This window comes from Cupriavidus sp. CPT47-8839-RL05A (assembly GCF_058792255.1).
Genome location: NZ_JBYTEG010000006.1, coordinates 186,979 through 204,818 on the forward strand (window position 1 = coordinate 186,979; position 17,840 = coordinate 204,818).

The window sequence follows — 17,840 nt, forward strand, 5'->3', positions numbered from 1 at the left end:
CACCGTTGGCGTTATCCGCGCCAGGTGCTGCCGGTCACATCGCTGGTGCTGCGGGCTTCGGGGGCCTCGCGGCGCACGCGGATGTCGTTGTTGACTTCCTTGACGCCGTAGGTGCCGTCGGCCAGGTCTTCGATATAGAACTTCTGGCCGCGGTCGCGCACGGTGCCGGTCAGTGACACCACGCCTTCGCTGACGTCGACGCTGACGTCGCTGACGTCAACGCCGCGCGCGTAGCTGAGCTGCTCGCAGATCTGGTCGCGGATGCGCTCGTCGCTGCGCTGGTAGCCGCGCGGGCCGGTGCGGCGTTCGGAGCTGCCGAACCAGTCGCCCACGGCTTCGCCTATGCGGCGGCCCAGGTTGTAGAGCACGCCATGCGAGCCTTCGCGCTCGTCATCGGGGCTGTCGGTTTCCCAGCCGCGGCGCTGCGCATATTCCCGGTAGCCCGGGCTGTGGCGCCGGATTTCATAGCGCTGCTTCTCTTCCCAGTCCTCGTGCGGGTCGACCCAGTAGCGGGTGTCGCTGCGCAGGTCGCTGAAGTGGGTGTCATGGCCGCGCGTGCGCGGCGATTCACGCGGATCCCGTGCGCGTTCGGCGCTGCGGCGCCACTGGCGCTCGGCGTTGTCGTCGTCGCGTTGCCACGCCTGCGGGTCGCGCCATTCGCTGGCACGCTCCCAGCCATAGCCGCCGTTCAGGCCGTAGCGCAGGTTGCTGCCGTAACGCTCGCTGGACGGGTGTTCCGGGTACCTGCGGGCGCCGTACACTTCGTTGAAATCCCGGTCCGGGCGGGCAGGGTCGCCGTAGCTGGTCTGGCCCGGGGCCATTTGCTGGCGCCGACGCCGCGCTTGCCAGCGCTCCTGTTCGGATTCAGGTTGCCAGTCATCGTCCTGCCATGCCTGGCGGCGTTGGCGCGCGTTGCGCGCATTGCGCTCATCGTAGTAGTAGCCCATGCTGTTTTCCTGACAGTGTGCGTGTGGCGCCATGTGCGGGCGCACATGCCGTGCGCGAACCGCTGGCGGGTAATCAGGAAGGGGCAAGATTCGTACCGTGTGGAGGGGTGCCCCGCGGACGGGGGTTTGCGGCACTTTGGCGTGCACTACCGTGCAACGGTTTCAGAGCTTGTAAGGGATGCAGGGCAGGACGGGCGTGCCGTGCCGCAGGATCCACATGGTGCGGGCAGGGGGACGCCAAACGCATAGCCTGGGGCGAGGCGGCCATTCCGCCGCCCGTCGCCGCCTTTGGCTGGTTTACTTCGTGCTGCTGGTCTTGGTCGACTTTGTCGATTTGGTCGACTTGGTGGTCATGGCTGCCTTGGCGGGAGCGGCTGCGCTGCCGGCAGCTGCCGTGGTATTGGCCGCTGGTTCGATCTTCGACTTGCTGAACGCGAAATAGCATTCGGTATTGCTGCTGTTGGCCATTTCCGAATCGCGCGTGGCCAGCACGCCGGTGACGTTGACCTTGTCCCCGGTCTGCAGGTTGCTGATCTTCTTCTGGTTGACCATCAGCGCGTCGCGCATCAGCGCCTTGCCGGTGCACTGCGGATTGACCGAGTCCTTGAAGTAGACGGCGATGGTGTCGTCCGACTTGCGCAGGCCATCCACCTTGGTGATGCGGGACACCGTACCCGATACCAGGATTGCCTGCGAATCCCACTTCTTCTTCGCGGTGATTTCGTTCTTCTTCCAGTCCGACCAGATATCGCCCAGCGAAGCCGGCTTCGGATCCGCCAGCATGCGGAAGTCGCCGCTCAGCACGTCGCCGGTGCCGTCGAGCACGCCGCTGATGGAGGACATCGCGCCGTCCATCGATTCACACCCCGCCAGCAACCCGGCCAGCGCCAGCCCTACCACCAGTTTTCCCGTCTTCATTTCTTTTTTTCTCCAGGTCCGCCAGCACCCTCGGCTGACGCCGGGGCATTGTATTCGTACAGCCTGCAAAATCCAACAGAACTGGCAAAAACGCTCTATTTCCGGAAAAAATGGGGGTGGTATCCCCCGAACGGGGCTATCCGGCCACGGGCTCAGGAGCCGGCCGGTTCGGCGCCTCCCCAGAATATGGGATGGGCAACGGCGCGCGGCCATGCGATGAGTCAGGGGCGGCTGACAAGCGCGGCGGCGTTTACCCTGAAGAGAGCCGCCCGGCCGTCCCATGCGCGGGCGGATATGTCAGAATCCGCCGTCGTACGCGGCACAGCATGCGGCAGGACGGGCAGCAAGACTGGCCGGACAACCAGCAGCACAGCGGGCGGCACAACGGCACGGCTCGGGAACACAGGCATGGCAAGCACAACAAGAGTCCTGATCGTCGAGGACGATCCCGCGGCACTGAGCCGGCTGGTGCAGGCCGTCGAGATGCATGCGCCGGCCACCGTGGTGGCAGGCTGCACCGCCAGCGCGGCGGAAGCGCTGGCCTGGCTGGCGCAGCACCAGCCCGACGTGCTGCTGTGCGACCTCGGCCTGCCGGACGGCAGCGGCATTGACGTGATCCGCGCCGCGCGCGAGCGCTATCCCGCCTGCGACTGCATGGTGGTCACGGTGTTCGGCGACGACCAGCACGTGCTGGCCAGCATCGAGGCGGGCGCCATCGGCTACCTGCTCAAGGACGAAACCACGGACCGCATCGCCGCCTCCATCGGCGAACTGCGCGCGGGTGGATCGCCGATGAGCCCGCTGATCGCGCGGCAGGTGGTGAACCGGCTGCGCGGCGCGCCGGCCGAGGCGGTTGCGCGCGATGCCGCGGCCACCGGCGCGGTGGTGCTGTCGGTGCGCGAGAACGAGATCCTGGACCTGATCTCGCGCGGCTATACCTATGCCGAGACTGCCCGCTACCTGGGTCTGAGCGTGCATACCGTGCAATCGCACATCAAGAACATATACGGCAAGCTGGCGGTGCGCTCGCGCGGCGAGGCCGTGTTCGAGGCGGCCAAGCTGGGCCTGCTCAAGTCCTTGTGACCCCACCCCATGCTGCATCGGCCGCGCCACCTCCGGACCGTGCTTGCCGTGCTGCTGGCATGGGCCTGCCTGATGCTGCCCGGCATGGCGGCAGCCGCGGGCACGATGGAACTGGCCGCGGCCACGCGCTCGGCCACGCTGACCGACGGCACGGCGCTGCCGGCGCTCCCGCTGACGCTGCCTGACTACTGGGATCGGGAGCAGCCGGGCAAGTCCGGCACGCTGGTCTACGAACTGCGCTTTGACCGCAACTGGCCCGCGGCTGACCCCGGGGGGCTGTTCGTGCCATGGGCCGGCGGCAGCTACGAGGTGCGCCTCAATGGCGTGCTGATCGCCGCCGGTGGGCGCCTGGACGCCCCCTCGTCGGCGCTGGCCAAGCGCCCCTACTACGCGGCCGTGCCGCCCGAACTGGCGCGCGCGCACGGCAATCTGCTGCGCATCACCGTGGCGGCGCGCGCCTATGCGCGCTCGGGCCTGCTGCCGGTGACGGTGGGCCCGGCTGCTGAAGTGCGCGCGCAGTTCGACCAGGCCTTCCGCCTGCGCGTGGTCGGCCCGCTGATTGCGGCGGTGCTCAGTGTCGTGCTGGGCGGCCTCGCGCTGCTGATCTGGTGGCGCCAGCGCGATCCGCTGTTCGGCCTGTACGGGCTGGCCGAGGTCGCCTGGAGCGTGCGCCTGCTCGACTACTTTGTCGATGACCTGGCGATTCCCGCGGAGTTGCGCAGCTATGTCGTCGCCGCCGCGCGCGAGGTATTCCTGGGCGCCATCGCCAGGTTCTGCCTGCTGGTGATCCGCGTGCCGTGGCGCTGGCTGCATCGCACCCTCAACGCCTACCTGTGGCTGGCGCTGCCGGTGATCGCGCCGCTGGCCGCCATGTCAAGCCACCCGATGGTCTTTCCGCTGAGCTGGCTGGTCAAGGTGGGCATCATCCTGACCGTGGCCGGCGCGATGGTATGGGGCGCATTGCGCCGGCCCAGCCGCGAGGCAACGCTGCTGGCCGCCACCGTGGGCGTGTCGGCGGTGCTGTTCCTGGCGGACTGGATCAAGGTCTGGCTGACCGGCGACTACTACTGGGTCCATTCCATGACCCGCTATGTGTCGGTGCCGTTCAGCGTGGTGATGGCGTGGATGCTGGTGGAGCGCTACACCAGCGCGGTGCAGAGCCTGCAGGACGCCAACCAGGTGCTGACCGAGCGCGTCGCGCAGCGCGAGGCGCAGCTGCGCGCGGCCTTCGCGCGCACGCAGAAGATCGCCGCGGAGGAGACCGCGCTGCGCGAGCGCGGCCGCATCCTGCGCGACATGCACGATGGCCTGGGCAGCCAGCTTGTCACCACGATCTCGATGCTGGAATCCGGCAAGGCCAGCTCGCCGGAAATCGCCGTGCAGGTCCGGCACGCCCTGGATTCGCTGAAGCTTTCCATCGACGCCATGCAGGACACCGGCGGCGACCTGGCGGCGGTGCTGGGCAACCTGCGCTACCGCCTGGGTCCGCGCATCGCCGATGGCGGCCTCGATATCCACTGGGAGGTCGAGCGCCTGCCCGCGCTGGCGCATTTCACCGCGCGCAAGGTGCAGGAGCTGCAATACCTGCTGCTCGAAGGCATCACCAACGTGCTGCAGCACGCGCGGGCAACGGCCCTTACCGTGACCGCCCACGCGGACATGGACGCACAGGTGATCCGGATCACGCTGGCCGACAACGGCCGCGGCTTCGACACCGGGGCCACGCGCGGCGGGCGCGGGCTGCGCAATATGCACGTGCGCGCGGCGGCCATCGGCGGCCGGTTGCAGATCCGGTCGGCGCCGGGCAGTACGGCACTGACGGTGGAGGTTCCGCTGGCGCCGGGAGACGGCGAGGAGGCCGGCACGGACGGCGAGGGGCTCGCGCCCGTCGCGTAGAGGGCCGGTCTGCGTGGCCCTCAGCGCGCGCCACGCAGACCTTTGTGCGCATCGTCGAGGCCGGCAGCCTGTCGATCGCGGCAGCGCAGCTGCAGACGACCCAGCGCACCGTCAGCCGGCGCCTGCAGACGCTGGAGCGGCTGCTCGGCGTGCGCCTGCTGCAGCGCTCCACGCATGCGATGAAGCTGACCGAGGACGGCGAGCGCTGCTATGAGCGTGCCAAGGAACTGGTGGCCGACTGGACCATGTTCGAGGCCGACGTGCGCGGGGTCGGGCATGCGCCGGCAGGCACGCTGCGGGTGGTGGTGCCGCACGCTTTCGGGCAGGAGCTGCTGGTCGGCCCGCTGGCCGGCTTCCTGCAGCAGTACACCGACGTCTCGGTGGAATGGCTGCTGCATGACCGCACCCCGGATTTCATCGCCGAGGCTATCGATTGCGCGATCCATGTGGGCGAGGAGCATGAACCCGGCGTGGTGGCGGTGCGGCTCGCCGACGTGCCGCGCGCGGTCTTTGCCGCACCGTCGCTGTTTGAGGGCAAGCCGCTGCCACGCCGGCCGGAAGACCTTGAGGGCCTGCCATGGCTGGCGCTGCGCACCTTCTATCGTAACGAGGTCGTGCTGCAGAACACGCAGACGCCCCTGCCCGATACCCCACACGTCTTCGGTGCACGCGGGTAGGCAGCGGTGCCGACACTGCCCGTAACCCGTGCCTTCTGCCCCACTTCAGCGCGTTTTCTGCACTGGATTTGCGCATTATCAAGACCTTCGCAATCCGTGCTTCAGGCCTGCAAATCAAGGCCGATAGGAGGAAAACCAAGCCAAGTTCCGCGACCGCCATGACTCCCATTTTCCTTCCCGCCGAGCGCCTGATGGCGCGCCTGAATATCAACCGCAAGCTCGCGCTCATAGCCGTGCTGTTCCTGGTGCCGCTATGCGGCGCCATGTACGTGGTGCTGAGCGATGCGGCGCGATTGATCCGCACCACCGGCGATGAAGCGCGGGGGCTCGCCGTGGTCGGGCATGCGCTCGACTTCATGCGCGAGACCCAGGTCCGGCGCGGCGCTGCCAATGCGGTGTTGTCGGGCAATACAGCCTTTCGTGCCACCTTCGATGCGGCCGACAACAAGGCCGCGGCCGGCCTGGCGGGGCTGACGCGCAGCATCGCGGAAAATCCTGCCTTCGAACTGGCAGCGGGGGCGCGCAAGCTGGAGCAGGACTGGCAGCATCTGCGCGGGCTGGGCCTGGACACCACGGCCGGGCCGCTGTTCGAGCGCCACAGCGCGCTGGTGCGGCAGACGCAGGTGTTTATCGGCGACTTGGCCGAGCGCTCGCAACTCGCACTGGACAGTGAAGCGGGCTCGTACTACCTGATCAACCTGCTGGTGGGACCGATGCCGCGCCTGGCCGAGCTGAGCGCGCTGGCGCGCGGCCGCGGGGCCGGCATCATCGCTCAGGGCGGCTATGCCGATGCCGCGCAGCAGGCGGGCCTGGGCGCGCTCGCCGAGCAGATCCACGACGGGCTGGAAACGGTGCGGCGCGACATCGCGCGCGTCGGGAACGCGGCACCGGCGTACCGGCCGCGCATCGACGCCGCGCTGGCGCGGCTCGCCGCGATGGACAACTTCCATCGCACGCTCAAGGTCCGGATGCTGGGCGCGACCGGCATCGACATCGATGCCAGGACATATTTCGACGAGGCCACCGCGGCCATCGAAGGCGTGGCTGCCGCCAACAAGGCGTTTGCCGAGGTCGCGGGCGCCATGCTGGCACAGCGTGTCGCGGTGCAGGAAAGGCAGTTCGTGTTGCTGGCGGGCATTGCGCTGGTGACCGTGGCCGCCGCGTTCTACCTGTTCATCGGCTTCAGCCGCGGCATGCGCGGCGACGTGCGGCAGGTCGCTGAGATGGTCGAGCGCATCAACGCGGGTGACCTGACCCTGCGCATCGCGGTGCGCGGGCGCGACGAACTGAGCGAGATCAAGCGGCACCTGCTGTCGCTGGTGGACAGCTGGCGCGCGCTGATCGGCGACACCAAGGCCGGCGCGCACAACGTGCTGGCGGCGGCGGGCGATATCGCGCAGGGCAATATCGACCTGTCGCAGCGCACCGAGGAGCAGGCCTCGTCGCTGGAGCAGACCGCGGCCAGCATGGAGCAGCTGACGGCCACCGTGCAGCAGAACGCCAGCAATGCCGGCCAGGCCAGCGAGCTGGCGCGCGAGGCGTCTGACGTGGCGCGCGCCGGCGGCGACGCGGTCGGGCGGATGCAGCAGACCATGCAGGAGATCGAGGCCGATTCGCGGCGCATCGTCGACATCATCGCGGTGATCGACGGCATCGCCTTCCAGACCAATATCCTGGCGCTGAACGCGGCGGTGGAGGCCGCGCGCGCGGGCGAGGCCGGCCGCGGCTTCGCGGTGGTGGCGACCGAAGTGCGCGGGCTGGCGCAGCGCGCCGGCAGCTCGGCCAAGGAGATCCGCACGCTGATCTCGCAATCGGCGCAGCGCGTGGCGTCGGGCAACACGCTGGCGCTGGACGTTGCCGCGACCATGGAGAACACCGTTGCCGCCATAGGCCGCGTGACAGCGATGATGGATGAGATCAGCCATGCGTCGCGCGAGCAGAGCAGCGGCATCGCCCAGGTCAACCAGGCGGTGACGCAGATGGACCAGGTCACGCAGCAGAACGCCGCGCTGGTGGAGGAGGCCGCCGCGGCGGCGCAGTCGCTGCAGGAGCAGGCGCTGCATATGCAGCGGGCGGTGGCGGTATTCCGGACCGAAGCGCAAGCCTAGTCCGCCTCGCGGTGCTCAGCGCCGGAAGATCCAGATCACGACCGACACCAGCACCGACACCAGGATGCAGGTCGTGATCGGAAAGTAGAAGCTGAACCCGTCCCGGACGATATGGATATCGCCGGGCAGCCGCCCGAGCGGCAGCTTCGACAGCCAGGGCCAGGCAGCGGCGGCTGCGATCAGCAGGCAGCCAAGGATGAGAAGCACGCGTTGCATGATCGGATGGATTCGGTTGGGCCGGCGGCTTGCCGCGCCGCGTGTCCTGAGACGTTGGACGGGCACGTCGCCGCAGGATTGCATCGGCTCGGCACGCCGGGGGCGAGACTATAGGTCGTGGGTTTCGGAATGTAAATTGAGAGTTGGCGCTCTTTACATGAAATTTCGTTATGCCGCCGAAATGCCGCACGGCTAGTCTGCTAGTAAATTTCACGACCAGCCGGTTTCCTGATAGAAAGCACTCTCCGCTTACCCAGATGTTCAATCTGGTTCCACAAAAATGGCTCGTTCCGGTGAAAGCCCCCACGCTGGACGGCCAATTTCCCGCCGGGTTAACGCTAATTCTGGGTCGCAATGCCTGCTGCCTAAGATTTCGTTCAATTGGAGAACATCAGTTCGCAATTAGAACAAAATCGCATGTCCGGCCTGCAGGACGGCTAGTGCGATTTCCAGGCAAACGGAGACAGCAGTGCAACATCCCACCCAAACCAAAGGCGGCGTCGCAGACGTCCAGGCCTTGATCGACGGCCAGCGGTTCACTGGTTACCAGTGGCTCATTCTTGGCCTGTGCTTCCTGATTGTGGCCGTTGACGGCTTCGATACCGCGGCAATGGGCTATATCGCGCCGGCGCTGGTGCAGGACTGGGGGATCGAGAAAGCAGCCCTCGGGCCCGTCATGAGCGCGGCCCTGTTCGGTCTTGCCTTCGGTGCGATCTTCGCCGGTCCGCTGGCTGATCGGGTCGGCCGCAAGAAGGTGCTGGTGCTGTCAGTCTTGTTCTTTGGCGCCTGCAGTCTCGCCACCGCGTTTGCGCCCACGCTGGGCTGGCTCACGGTCTGGCGCTTCCTGACCGGCCTTGGCCTGGGCGCCGCCATGCCCAATGCCGTGACGCTGACATCGGAGTTCGCGCCGCAACGCCGCCGTGCGGTGCTGGTGAACACCATGTTCTGCGGCTTTCCGCTGGGTTCCGCGGCCGGAGGCTTTGTCGCCGCCGCGATGATTCCGCACTTCGGCTGGCATAGCGTGCTGCTGCTTGGCGGCATCGTGCCACTTGCGCTCGCGCTGTTGCTGGTGGTGCTGTTGCCCGAGTCCGTGCGCTACATGGTCCTGCGCAAGTATCCGGCCGACCAGATTTGCAAGGTGCTGCGGCGCGTGACCGGCGCAGACCTGCCCGAAGCCAGCACCTTCATCATCGGCGAGCAGGCCCCTGCGACCCGATCCGCGATCGGCACCGTGCTGGCCCCCGGCTATCGCCTGGGCTCGGCGATGCTGTGGTCCACTTACTTCATGGGCCTCGTCATCTTCTACCTGCTGACGAGCTGGATGCCGACGCTGATGAAGGACGCCGGTTTTTCGATCCAGCACGCGTCATTCCTGACGGCGCTGTTTCCGCTCGGTGGCGGCATCGGCACCATCGCGGCCGGCTGGTTCATGGACCGCTTCAATCCGAACAAGGTCATCGCCATCACCTACGCCGCAACCGGCGTGCTGATCTACGCAGTAGGCCACGGCACCGGCAGCCAGGTGCTGCTGGGCGTGCTGATCTTCCTCGCCGGTACGGCCATGAACGGTGCCCAGTCTTCGATGCCTTCGCTGGCCGCGGCCTTTTACCCGACGCAGGGCCGCGCTACCGGCGTTGCCTGGATGCTTGGCATCGGCCGCTTCGGCGGCATCACCGGTGCGCTGCTCGGTGCCGAACTGCTGCGCCTGCACCTTGGCTTCGACACGATCTTTACGCTGCTCACCGTGCCGGCGTTCCTGGCCGCCGGTGCACTGCTGGTGAAGCATTTCAGCAGCCGCCCCGCGGCTGCCGCCGACTCGGACTCGGTCAATGGCAGCGCAAGCGTGGCAAGTCACTGAGCGGCATCAGGCTGGGCCGCGGCGCGAATGCAGTTCGCCAGCGCCTCGGCCATCGGTGTGAGCGTGCGGTCGCCGTGCCGCAGCAGGCCGATCGGTTCCTCGGTGCCCTGCGTATCGATCGGCAGCAGCGCCAGCTCCCCCTCGGATACCGCGCGCCTGGTTGCGGAGAACGGCGCGGCCCACACGCTGTCGCTCTGCCGGGCCAGCAGCCGTCCGAGATAGGCGTCCGAGGTTTCCACGCATCCGCCCGGCAGGGGCAGGCCGTGCCGGGCGAGCAGGCTTTCCGTGTTGTGGCGGGGAATCGAGCCCGCGGCCGGAATCACCAGCGGCCACGCCAGTGCGTCAACCAGGGTTGGCCGCGATACGGCGGCGAGGGGATGCCCGGGACGAACCGCCAGTGCCAGCGAGTCCGGGCCCAGGGCCTCGAACCACAGGCTCTCCATGGCCACCGGGTCATCCATCCGGCCAATGACCAGGTCGAGCACATCCGCCTTGATCTGGTCGATAAGGTTGCGGTTCATGCCGGTCTGCACGGCAAGGCCGACTTCGGGATGCGCGGCGCGAAAACGCAGCAGGGCGTCGGTCAGCACGGCCGGCACCACGCTCGGCAGCGCACCCAGCCGGATGCGCTCTTGCGGCAGTGCATCCGCGCCGGCCATGCTGTCCGCCGCGGCATCGATATCCGCGAGGATGCGCAGCGCGTGGCGCAGGAAGCGCGTGCCGGCGGTGGTCAATTCGGTGCCGGCCCGCTGCCGCACCAGCAAACGGCTGCCGGCCAGTTCCTCGAGCTCGCTCAGTGTCTTGGAGACGGCCGGCTGGGTCAGGCCCAGGCGTTCGGCGGCGCGGCCCAGGTGCTGGGTCTGCGATACCGCCACGAAGCAATAGAGGTGCCGCAGCCGCACGCGATTGCGGAAGATTTCGAGCGCGGGAGGTGCCTGTGGTTTCATGCCTAAAAGTTATCGTATTTCGATGTAATCTTAATTTACATGACTTTATGTGCTGTTTAAAGTCAAACCATTCCAATGACAAGGAGACTGCGCGATGACCCGACTTGCCCAGTACCGCCGTCCCTACTGGGACACCCAACCCGAATACCGCTTCGATCCCTATGCCTCGACGCAGAAGCGCTCGCCGGGCCAACCGCTGGTTGCGCTGCCGCAGTCGCTGTCTGAAGTGACCGGTCCGACCTTCGGCGCCGAGTTCGTCCGCGAAGGTGACAACGACCTCACCGCCGGCAACGGCGGCGAGCCCATCGGCGAGCGCATCCTCGTGACCGGCCGCGTGCTCGACGAGAACGGCCGGCCGGTGCCGAATGCGCTGGTCGAGGTCTGGCAGGCCAACGCCGCCGGCCGCTACCTGCACAAGCGCGACCAGCACGACGCCCCGCTCGACCCGCATTTCTCGGGCGAGGGCCGCGCCGTGACCGACGCCAACGGGCACTACCAGTTCAAGACCATCAAGCCCGGCGCCTATCCCTGGCGCAACCACCACAACGCCTGGCGGCCGCAGCACATCCACTTCTCGCTGTTCGGCAATGCCTACGCCACGCGCCTGGTGACGCAGATGTACTTCCCCGGCGATCCCCTGCTGCCGTTCGACCCGATCTTCAACTGCGTGCCGGACGAGAAAGCGCGCAACCGCCTGATCGCCGCCTTCGACTGGGAGACCACCCAGCCCGAATACGCGCTCGGCTACCGTTTCGATATCGTGCTGCGTGGCCGCGATGCCACGCCGATGGAGTAAGACCATGCTTTACGCCACCGCATCCCAGACCGTCGGCCCTTATCTCCATATCGGCCTGAGCGGCCTGAACTGCGCCGACCTGACCGCCAGCGCCCCGGAACTGGCCGGCCAGCGCATCGTGATCGAAGGCCGCGTGACCGACGGCGACGGCGAGCCCGTGCCGGACGGCATGGTCGAGATCTGGCAGGCCAACCCTGCCGGCCGCTACCGCCATCCTGAAGACACCCGCGAACTGCCGCTGGTGCCCGGCTTCACCGGCTTCGGCCGTGTGCCGACCGAGGCCGACGGCTCGTTCCGCTTTGTCACCGTCAAGCCGGGCGCCGTGCCGGGCCCGGACGGACGGCCGCAGGCGCCGCACATCATGGTGTCGGTGTTCATGCGCGGCCTGGTCAGGCATGTGGCCACGCGCATGTACTTCCCGGACGAAGCGGCGGCCAATGCCGCCGATGCCGTGTTGGCGCTGGTCCCCGCCGAGCGCCGCGGCACGCTGGTTGCCAGCGATGCCGGCAACGGTACGCTGCGCTGGGACGTGGCGCTGCAGGGGCAGGCCGAGACAGTGTTCTTCGACATCTGAAGACCCCGCTGCCGGCAACAGACGCATAATCGGGTGGCCGTCGATGTCACGGCCACTCACGCTACCCATCGCCCCCAATGCCAACCGCTTCGCGTCTCACCGATCCCATGTCCGGCAGCCCGGCCGTGCTGGACATTTTCTCCGACGCCGGCACGGTGCAGCGCATGCTTGCCGTGGAGGCCGCGCTCGCGCGCGCCGAAGCCGACAGCGGCGTGATCCCTGCCGCGGCCGCTGCCGTGATCTCCGACGTCTGCCGCGACCCCGGCATCATTGACCGCGACGCGCTTGCGCAAGCCGCGGTCGCCGCCGGCAATCTCGCCATTCCCTTCGTCAGGCAACTGACCGCCGCCGTGGCCGCGCGCGATGCCGAGGCGGCGCGCTTTGTCCACTGGGGCGCCACCAGCCAGGACATCATCGACACCGCACTGGTGCTCCAGGCCGGCGACGCGCTGCGCGCGCTGGATGCCGACCTGGTGCGCCTGGGCGCAGCCTGCGCCGCGCTGGCTTCTGCGCATCGGGCCACGCCGATGGTCGCGCGCACCTGGCTGCAGCATGCATTGCCGGCCAGCTTCGGCCTCAAGGCCGCGGGCTGGCTCGATGCGCTGCGCCGCGATCTCGGCCGTCTCGATACCACCCGTGTCCAGGCCCGCGTGCTGCAGTTCGGCGGCGCCGCCGGCACGCTCGCCAGCCTTGGCAATGCGGCACCCGCGGTGACCGCCGCGCTGGCCCGCGAACTGGACCTGGCCGCGCCCGTGCTGCCGTGGCACGCGCATCGCGACCGCATGGTCGAGATCGCCACCACACTGGGCATGATGACCGGCACGCTCGGCAAGATGGCGCGCGATATCTCGCTGATGATGCAGACCGAAGTGGCGGAAGTGGCCGAGCCTGCCGGCCCCGGCCGCGGCGGCTCCAGCACCATGCCGCACAAGCGCAACCCGGTCGGCTGCGCGGCGGTGCTGACGGCCGCGGTGCGCGTGCCGCCGCTGGTGGCGACGATGCTGGCGGGCATGGTGCAGGAACATGAGCGTGCCCTGGGGGGCTGGCAGGCCGAGTGGGACACACTGCCGCAGATCGTGACGCTGGCCGCCGGCGCGCTGCGCCAGATGGGTGAGGTCGTGGCGGGGCTGCAGGTCGATGCGGCGCGCATGCGCGCCAACCTCGGCCTCACCCATGGCCTGATCCTCGGCGAGGCGGCGATGCTTGAACTTGGCAGCAGGATCGGCCGGCTGCCGGCGCACCATCTGGTGGAACGCGCCTCGCAACGTGCGGTGGCCGACGGCACCAGCCTGCGTGACGCGCTGGCCAGTACGCTGCAATCCGACCCGGCCCATGCCGGCCTGCTCGATGACGCCGCGCTGGATCGCCTTGCCGACCCCGCCAACTACGCGGGCCAGTCCGCGGCCTTTGCGGACGCTGCCGTGCAGGCCTGGCAATCCGCACTGGTGGCGCGCCTGTCCTGAAACTGCCCTGAGCCCGGAACTATCACGACGCGCCGGTCACGCCGCCGGCCGCGCCCCCAAGGAGACTGCATTGCCCTACCTCGACCACGCCGGTGCCCGGCTCTTCTACACCGTTGACGGCCCTGAGTCCGCGCCGGCCATCCTGTTCTCGAACTCGCTCGGCACCGACCACACCATGTGGGAGCCGCAGGCCGCCGCGCTGGCAGGGCGCTTTCGCGTGGTGCGCTACGACACCCGCGGCCACGGCCGCTCGACCGCACCGGGCGATGCCTTTACCGTGGCGCAGCTCGGGCAGGACGTCATCGCCATCCTGGATGCGCTGGGGATCGGGCAGGCGGTGTTCTGTGGCCTGTCGATGGGCGGGCTCACCGGGATGTGGCTGGGCATCCATGCGCCGCAGCGGTTCTCGCATATCGTGCTGGCCAATACCGCCGCGAAGATCGGCAATGCCGACGGCTGGAATTCCCGCATCGACACCGTGCTGCGCGAAGGCATGGCCGTGATGGTCGCGCCTTCGGTCGAGCGCTGGTTCACGCCGGGGTTTGCCGCCACGGCGGAGCGCGCGCTGGACGGCCTGCGCGATGTGCTCGCCGGGCTCGATCCGCGCGGCTATGCGGCCAGTTGCGCGGCCGTGCGCGACGCCGATTTCCGCGAGTCGGTGGCGTCGATAACGGTGCCCGTGCTGGTTATCGCCGGCAGCCAGGACCCGTCAACCAGCGCGCAGGAAGGCCGCGCGCTGGCCGACGCGATTCCCGGCGCCCGCTTTGTCGAACTGCCCGCCGCGCATATTTCCAGCTTCGAGCAGCCCGGCCGCTTCACGGCAGCGCTGCTCGATTTCGTGCGCGGCCGGCTGCCGGTGACCGATGATCATGCGCGCTACGACGCTGGCCTTGCCGTGCGGCGCGAGGTGCTGGGCAGTGCGCACGTGGACCGGTCGCTCGCGCGGCTGACACCGCTCAACGAGGAGTTCCAGAGCCTAATCACGCGCTATGCCTGGGGTGAGATCTGGACGCGCGAAGGCCTGCCGCGGCATACGCGCAGCCTGCTGACGATCGCCATGATGGTGGCGCTGAACCGCGCGGAGGAGCTTAAGCTGCATCTGCGCGCCGCCGCCAACAACGGCGTGACGCGCGACGAGATCAAGGAGGTGCTGCTGCAGGCCGCGATCTATTGCGGCGTGCCGGCGGCGAACTCGGCATTTCACCTGGCCGAGGAGGTGTTCGCCGAAATCGACCAGGCAGGCTGAGCGGTCAGCCCGCCGCATCCGCGGGCGGTGGCATCGCAAATGCCGGCAGCCGCGCACGCCCCGACTGCCGGAACTCAGTCGGCGCCTGCCCTACCAGCCGCGCAAAGAAGCGCGAGAAGTAGGCCGCGTCAGCGAACCCGAGCGACAGTGCGATGTGCTTGACCTCCAGGTCGCTGAACAGCAGGTCGCGCTGCGCCTCGGCCAGCACGCGCGCGTGGATCATCTGCAGGGCCGACCGCCCGCAAGCCTGGCGGCACACGCGGTTGAGCTGCGTGGGTGTGATGCCGATGGCGCCTGCATAGTGCGTGATGTCCTTGTGCTCACGATAGTCGGATTCGAGCAGCTGCTGGAACAGCCGGAAATGCCGCGCGGGCCGGCTGTCGCTGCGCGCCGCGGCTGGCGCGGCGGCATTGGCCAACCGCGCGATGCCGATCAGCAGCAGCGTCAGCAACGCCGACAGCGACGCCCCGCGCCAGGCGGACACAGCTTCCATCTCGCCGCGAACCAGTGCCAGCGTATCGGCCAGCGCGTGGCCCCGGCGCACGCGGTCGTGGCGCGGATCGGCGAACAGCGGTAGCGCATCCGGCACACCCGCCAGCAGTGTGCGCAGGTGGCTGTCGGTCATGGTCACGACCATGCCGTCGGTGTCCGGCGTGAAGACAAAGCCGTGGATGTGCCGTGGCGGCATCGTTACCAGCGAACCGCTGCGCAGCCGTTCGCGCCGCTCCTCCAGCAGGGCTTCGCCGGCGCCTGAGTGAATGTACAGAATTTGCAGGAATCGATCATGCCGATGGGGCTTGATCTCCCATCCGTGCAGGCGGCTGCGTGCGGCAATGGATTCGAAATGAAGCTGGTTTTCCAGCAGTTCCGAGGGATTGATGCCATACAGCGAGTACGTCGGGACAGGTTTCACGGTGGCTTAGGTGTTTACCATCGATGTTCCGATTGTCCTGTCATTGGTTCGATCTGTCCATTCCTTGGCGGGTCTGCGCCGACTATCTTTAGCGGCAGAAGACCGATACCCACAAGGAGACAAGACATGCGCACCCAGGTTGCCATCATCGGCGCCGGCCCGGCCGGCCTGCTGCTCGGCCAGTTGCTGACACGCGCCGGCATCGACAACATCATCATCGAACAACGCAGTCCCGAATACGTGCTTGGCCGCATCCGCGCGGGCATCCTGGAGAGCGTCACCGTCGACGCGCTGGAACGCGCCGGCGTGGCCGGGCGGCTGCATGCGGAAGGCCTGGTCCACCACGGCATCGCCCTGTCGTACGGCGGGCAGCGCCATCATATCGACCTGCATGCGCTGATCGGGCGCAGCGTCACGGTGTACGGGCAGACCGAGGTCACGCGCGACCTGATGGATGCGCGCCGCGCCGATGACACCCCCACCGTCTATGAAGCGCAGGAGGTGAGCGTGCACGGTTTCGACGGCAGCACGCCGTCGGTGCGCTATCGCAAGGATGGCGCCATGCACGAGGTGGCCTGCGACTACATCGCCGGCTGCGACGGTTTTCACGGCATCTGCCGCGAGAGCGTGCCGGCGGCGGCGCGGCAGGTGTTCGAGCGGGTCTATCCGTTTGGCTGGCTGGGGCTGTTGTCGGAGACGCCCCCCGTTGCCGATGAGCTGGTCTATGCCAGCCATGAGCGCGGCTTCGCGCTGTGCAGCATGCGTTCGCGCCACCGCAGCCGCTACTACGTGCAGGTGGCGGCTAGCGAGCGCGTGGAAGACTGGTCAGACGAGCGCTTCTGGCAGGAGCTGCGCAGCCGGCTCGATCCGCAGACGGCAAGCGCGCTGGTGACCGGGCCCAGCATCGAGAAAAGCATTGCGCCGCTGCGCAGCTTTGTGTGCGAGCCGATGCGTTTTGGCCGGCTGTTCCTGGCGGGCGACGCGGCGCATATCGTGCCGCCTACCGGAGCCAAGGGGTTGAACCTGGCGGCCAGTGATGTGCTGGCGTTGTCCGAAGGCTTTGAAGCCCGTTACCGCCATGCCGATGCCAGCGGCCTCGATGGCTATTCCGCGCGTTGCCTGCAGCGTGTGTGGAAGGCTGAGCGTTTCTCGTGGTGGATGACTTCGCTGTTGCACCGGTTTCCGGATGCGGATGCGTTCTCGTTGCGGATGCAGCAGGCGGAGCTGGACTATTTGGTGGGGTCGGAGGCTGCGTCGCGGGTGTTGGCGGAGAACTATGTGGGGTTGCCGTATTGAGCTGAGTGCACTGCGCGATTGCTGACAGCATTCGCATGCTGTGGGTGTGCTCCCCTCTCCCGCAAGCGGGAGAAGGGAGCACACAATCGGGTCCCCAGAACTCGGTAGAACTTGCCGGAAGCCGACGCTACGCGGCCAGCGAGCCGGCGTCCGACACCACCGCTTGCACCGCTTGCAGCGTGTCTCCAACCACCTCACCCACCAGTACCACGGCCGGGCTGGCCAGCCCCTCCGCGAGCGCTTCGGCGAGCGTGCCGAGCGAGCCGGCCCAGCTGCGTGCCTGCTCGCTGCCGGCATGCATCACCACCGCCGCCGGCATGTCGCTGCGCATCCCCGCCGCCAGCAAGCCGTCGCGGATCGCCGCGAGCCGGCTCATGCCCATATAGATCACCAGCGTGGTGCCGCCACGCACCAGCGCCTGCCAGTCGGGCGAGCCGTGCGCGCTGGTATGGCCGGTTACGAAGGTCACGCCGTGGCAGTGCGCGCGGTGCGTCAGCGCAATCCCCAGTGCCTGCGCGGCGGCCATGCCGCTGCTGATGCCATTGACGATCTCGACGGCCACGCCGTGGCCGCGCAGGAAGGCGGCCTCTTCGCCGCCGCGCCCGAACAGCAGCGGATCGCCGCCCTTGACGCGCGCCACGCTGCGCCCGTCCAGCGCATGCTGCAGCGTCAGCTGCTGGATGCGTTCCTGGCTGACCGAGCAGCGCCCGCCGCGCTTGCCGACCCACTCAACATGGGTGCCGGGACTGGCATAGCAGGACATCTCCGGCGCGACCAGGTCATCGACCAGCCAGACCTCGGCCGCGGCCAGCGCGCGCATGGCGCGTACCGTGACCAGGTCCGGGCTGCCGGGGCCGATGCCGACCAGCCAGACCTTGCCGGGTTTCAGGGGGGGGGGCATC

At 68.2% G+C, this 17,840-nt stretch carries 15 protein-coding genes and 1 pseudogene; 10 read left to right on the top strand and 6 right to left on the bottom strand.

Going from position 1 to position 17,840, the window contains the following annotated elements:
* Window positions 1-11: 11 nt before the first annotated feature.
* Window positions 12-947, bottom strand: coding sequence for a BON domain-containing protein (locus AC3WVS_RS09295; protein ID WP_492318366.1), 936 nt, complete (start codon window positions 945-947; stop codon window positions 12-14).
* Window positions 948-1,244: 297 nt separating this feature from the next.
* Window positions 1,245-1,865, bottom strand: a complete 621-nt coding sequence (locus tag AC3WVS_RS09300) for an OB-fold protein (RefSeq protein WP_492318367.1) — start codon at window positions 1,863-1,865, stop codon at window positions 1,245-1,247.
* 408 nt (window positions 1,866-2,273) lie between these two features.
* On the opposite strand from AC3WVS_RS09300, the gene AC3WVS_RS09305 reads away from it, so the two are divergent.
* The 4 genes and pseudogenes from AC3WVS_RS09305 (at window position 2,274) to AC3WVS_RS09320 (ending at window position 7,629) form a co-directional block, all read left to right on the top strand.
* Window positions 2,274-2,948 carry a response regulator gene (locus AC3WVS_RS09305; protein ID WP_492318368.1) on the top strand — a complete coding sequence of 225 codons (675 nt, stop codon included), beginning with the start codon at window positions 2,274-2,276 and terminating at the stop codon, window positions 2,946-2,948.
* Window positions 2,949-2,957: 9 nt separating this feature from the next.
* A complete protein-coding gene (locus tag AC3WVS_RS09310) occupies window positions 2,958-4,844 on the top strand; it encodes a sensor histidine kinase (protein ID WP_492318369.1) in 1,887 nt (628 codons plus the stop codon).
* 35 nt (window positions 4,845-4,879) lie between these two features.
* Window positions 4,880-5,479: pseudogene (locus AC3WVS_RS09315) on the top strand (LysR family transcriptional regulator); the annotation flags it as partial.
* A gap of 200 nt (window positions 5,480-5,679) precedes the next feature.
* Complete coding sequence (locus AC3WVS_RS09320; protein ID WP_492318370.1) at window positions 5,680-7,629, top strand: methyl-accepting chemotaxis protein; 1,950 nt, start codon at window positions 5,680-5,682, stop codon at window positions 7,627-7,629.
* 15 nt (window positions 7,630-7,644) lie between these two features.
* On the opposite strand, the gene AC3WVS_RS09325 is transcribed toward AC3WVS_RS09320, so the two are convergent.
* Window positions 7,645-7,845: a DUF2905 domain-containing protein gene (locus tag AC3WVS_RS09325; protein ID WP_340525616.1), complete on the bottom strand. Its 201-nt coding sequence runs from the start codon at window positions 7,843-7,845 to the stop codon at window positions 7,645-7,647.
* A 469-nt stretch (window positions 7,846-8,314) separates the two neighbouring features.
* Between AC3WVS_RS09325 and AC3WVS_RS09330 the strand changes: the two genes are divergently transcribed.
* A complete protein-coding gene (locus AC3WVS_RS09330; protein ID WP_492318371.1) occupies window positions 8,315-9,703 on the top strand; it encodes an MFS transporter in 1,389 nt (462 codons plus the stop codon).
* Here the strand turns inward: AC3WVS_RS09330 and AC3WVS_RS09335 are convergent.
* Window positions 9,697-10,650, bottom strand: coding sequence for a LysR substrate-binding domain-containing protein (locus AC3WVS_RS09335; protein WP_492318372.1), 954 nt, complete (start codon window positions 10,648-10,650; stop codon window positions 9,697-9,699). The two genes, AC3WVS_RS09330 and AC3WVS_RS09335, sit on opposite strands and share 7 nt — an antisense overlap.
* Before the next feature lie 94 nt (window positions 10,651-10,744).
* Here AC3WVS_RS09335 and pcaH point away from each other — a divergent pair, with 94 nt between their 5' ends.
* From pcaH to pcaDC, 4 genes are all read left to right on the top strand, one after another.
* Window positions 10,745-11,446 carry a protocatechuate 3,4-dioxygenase subunit beta gene (pcaH, locus tag AC3WVS_RS09340; protein WP_492318373.1) on the top strand — a complete coding sequence of 234 codons (702 nt, stop codon included), beginning with the start codon at window positions 10,745-10,747 and terminating at the stop codon, window positions 11,444-11,446.
* A gap of 4 nt (window positions 11,447-11,450) precedes the next feature.
* Window positions 11,451-12,020: a protocatechuate 3,4-dioxygenase subunit alpha gene (pcaG, locus tag AC3WVS_RS09345; protein WP_492318374.1), complete on the top strand. Its 570-nt coding sequence runs from the start codon at window positions 11,451-11,453 to the stop codon at window positions 12,018-12,020.
* A gap of 77 nt (window positions 12,021-12,097) precedes the next feature.
* Window positions 12,098-13,483 carry a 3-carboxy-cis,cis-muconate cycloisomerase gene (locus AC3WVS_RS09350; protein WP_492318375.1) on the top strand — a complete coding sequence of 462 codons (1,386 nt, stop codon included), beginning with the start codon at window positions 12,098-12,100 and terminating at the stop codon, window positions 13,481-13,483.
* A 70-nt stretch (window positions 13,484-13,553) separates the two neighbouring features.
* Window positions 13,554-14,729 carry a bifunctional 3-oxoadipate enol-lactonase/4-carboxymuconolactone decarboxylase PcaDC gene (gene pcaDC / locus AC3WVS_RS09355; RefSeq protein WP_492318376.1) on the top strand — a complete coding sequence of 392 codons (1,176 nt, stop codon included), beginning with the start codon at window positions 13,554-13,556 and terminating at the stop codon, window positions 14,727-14,729.
* 4 nt (window positions 14,730-14,733) lie between these two features.
* On the opposite strand, the gene AC3WVS_RS09360 is transcribed toward pcaDC, so the two are convergent.
* Entirely contained in the window at window positions 14,734-15,642 is a 909-nt protein-coding gene (locus AC3WVS_RS09360; RefSeq protein WP_492318377.1) for a helix-turn-helix domain-containing protein, read from the bottom strand.
* Between the two features lie 126 nt (window positions 15,643-15,768).
* Here AC3WVS_RS09360 and pobA point away from each other — a divergent pair, with 126 nt between their 5' ends.
* Window positions 15,769-16,938, top strand: coding sequence for a 4-hydroxybenzoate 3-monooxygenase (gene pobA, locus AC3WVS_RS09365; RefSeq protein WP_492318378.1), 1,170 nt, complete (start codon window positions 15,769-15,771; stop codon window positions 16,936-16,938).
* A gap of 127 nt (window positions 16,939-17,065) precedes the next feature.
* Here pobA and cobA read toward each other — a convergent pair whose 3' ends face one another.
* A complete protein-coding gene (gene cobA, locus AC3WVS_RS09370; protein WP_492318379.1) occupies window positions 17,066-17,839 on the bottom strand; it encodes a uroporphyrinogen-III C-methyltransferase in 774 nt (257 codons plus the stop codon).
* Window position 17,840 lies beyond the last annotated feature (1 nt).

What these genes read in the sequence shown, in the direction of transcription:
- AC3WVS_RS09320 (WP_492318370.1), top strand. Translation starts at nt 5,680, where the DNA reads ATGACTCCCATTTTCCTTCCCGCCGAGCGCCTGATGGCGCGCCTGAAT.
- AC3WVS_RS09350 (WP_492318375.1), top strand. Translation starts at nt 12,098, where the DNA reads ATGCCAACCGCTTCGCGTCTCACCGATCCCATGTCCGGCAGCCCGGCC.
- AC3WVS_RS09300 (WP_492318367.1), bottom strand. Translation starts at nt 1,865, where the DNA reads ATGAAGACGGGAAAACTGGTGGTAGGGCTGGCGCTGGCCGGGTTGCTG.
- AC3WVS_RS09310 (WP_492318369.1), top strand. Translation starts at nt 2,958, where the DNA reads ATGCTGCATCGGCCGCGCCACCTCCGGACCGTGCTTGCCGTGCTGCTG.
- pcaH (WP_492318373.1), top strand. Translation starts at nt 10,745, where the DNA reads ATGACCCGACTTGCCCAGTACCGCCGTCCCTACTGGGACACCCAACCC.
- AC3WVS_RS09295 (WP_492318366.1), bottom strand. Translation starts at nt 947, where the DNA reads ATGGGCTACTACTACGATGAGCGCAATGCGCGCAACGCGCGCCAACGC.
- AC3WVS_RS09305 (WP_492318368.1), top strand. Translation starts at nt 2,274, where the DNA reads ATGGCAAGCACAACAAGAGTCCTGATCGTCGAGGACGATCCCGCGGCA.
- pcaG (WP_492318374.1), top strand. Translation starts at nt 11,451, where the DNA reads ATGCTTTACGCCACCGCATCCCAGACCGTCGGCCCTTATCTCCATATC.
- pobA (WP_492318378.1), top strand. Translation starts at nt 15,769, where the DNA reads ATGCGCACCCAGGTTGCCATCATCGGCGCCGGCCCGGCCGGCCTGCTG.
- AC3WVS_RS09325 (WP_340525616.1), bottom strand. Translation starts at nt 7,845, where the DNA reads ATGCAACGCGTGCTTCTCATCCTTGGCTGCCTGCTGATCGCAGCCGCC.
- AC3WVS_RS09335 (WP_492318372.1), bottom strand. Translation starts at nt 10,650, where the DNA reads ATGAAACCACAGGCACCTCCCGCGCTCGAAATCTTCCGCAATCGCGTG.
- cobA (WP_492318379.1), bottom strand. Translation starts at nt 17,839, where the DNA reads ATGCCCCCCCCCCTGAAACCCGGCAAGGTCTGGCTGGTCGGCATCGGC.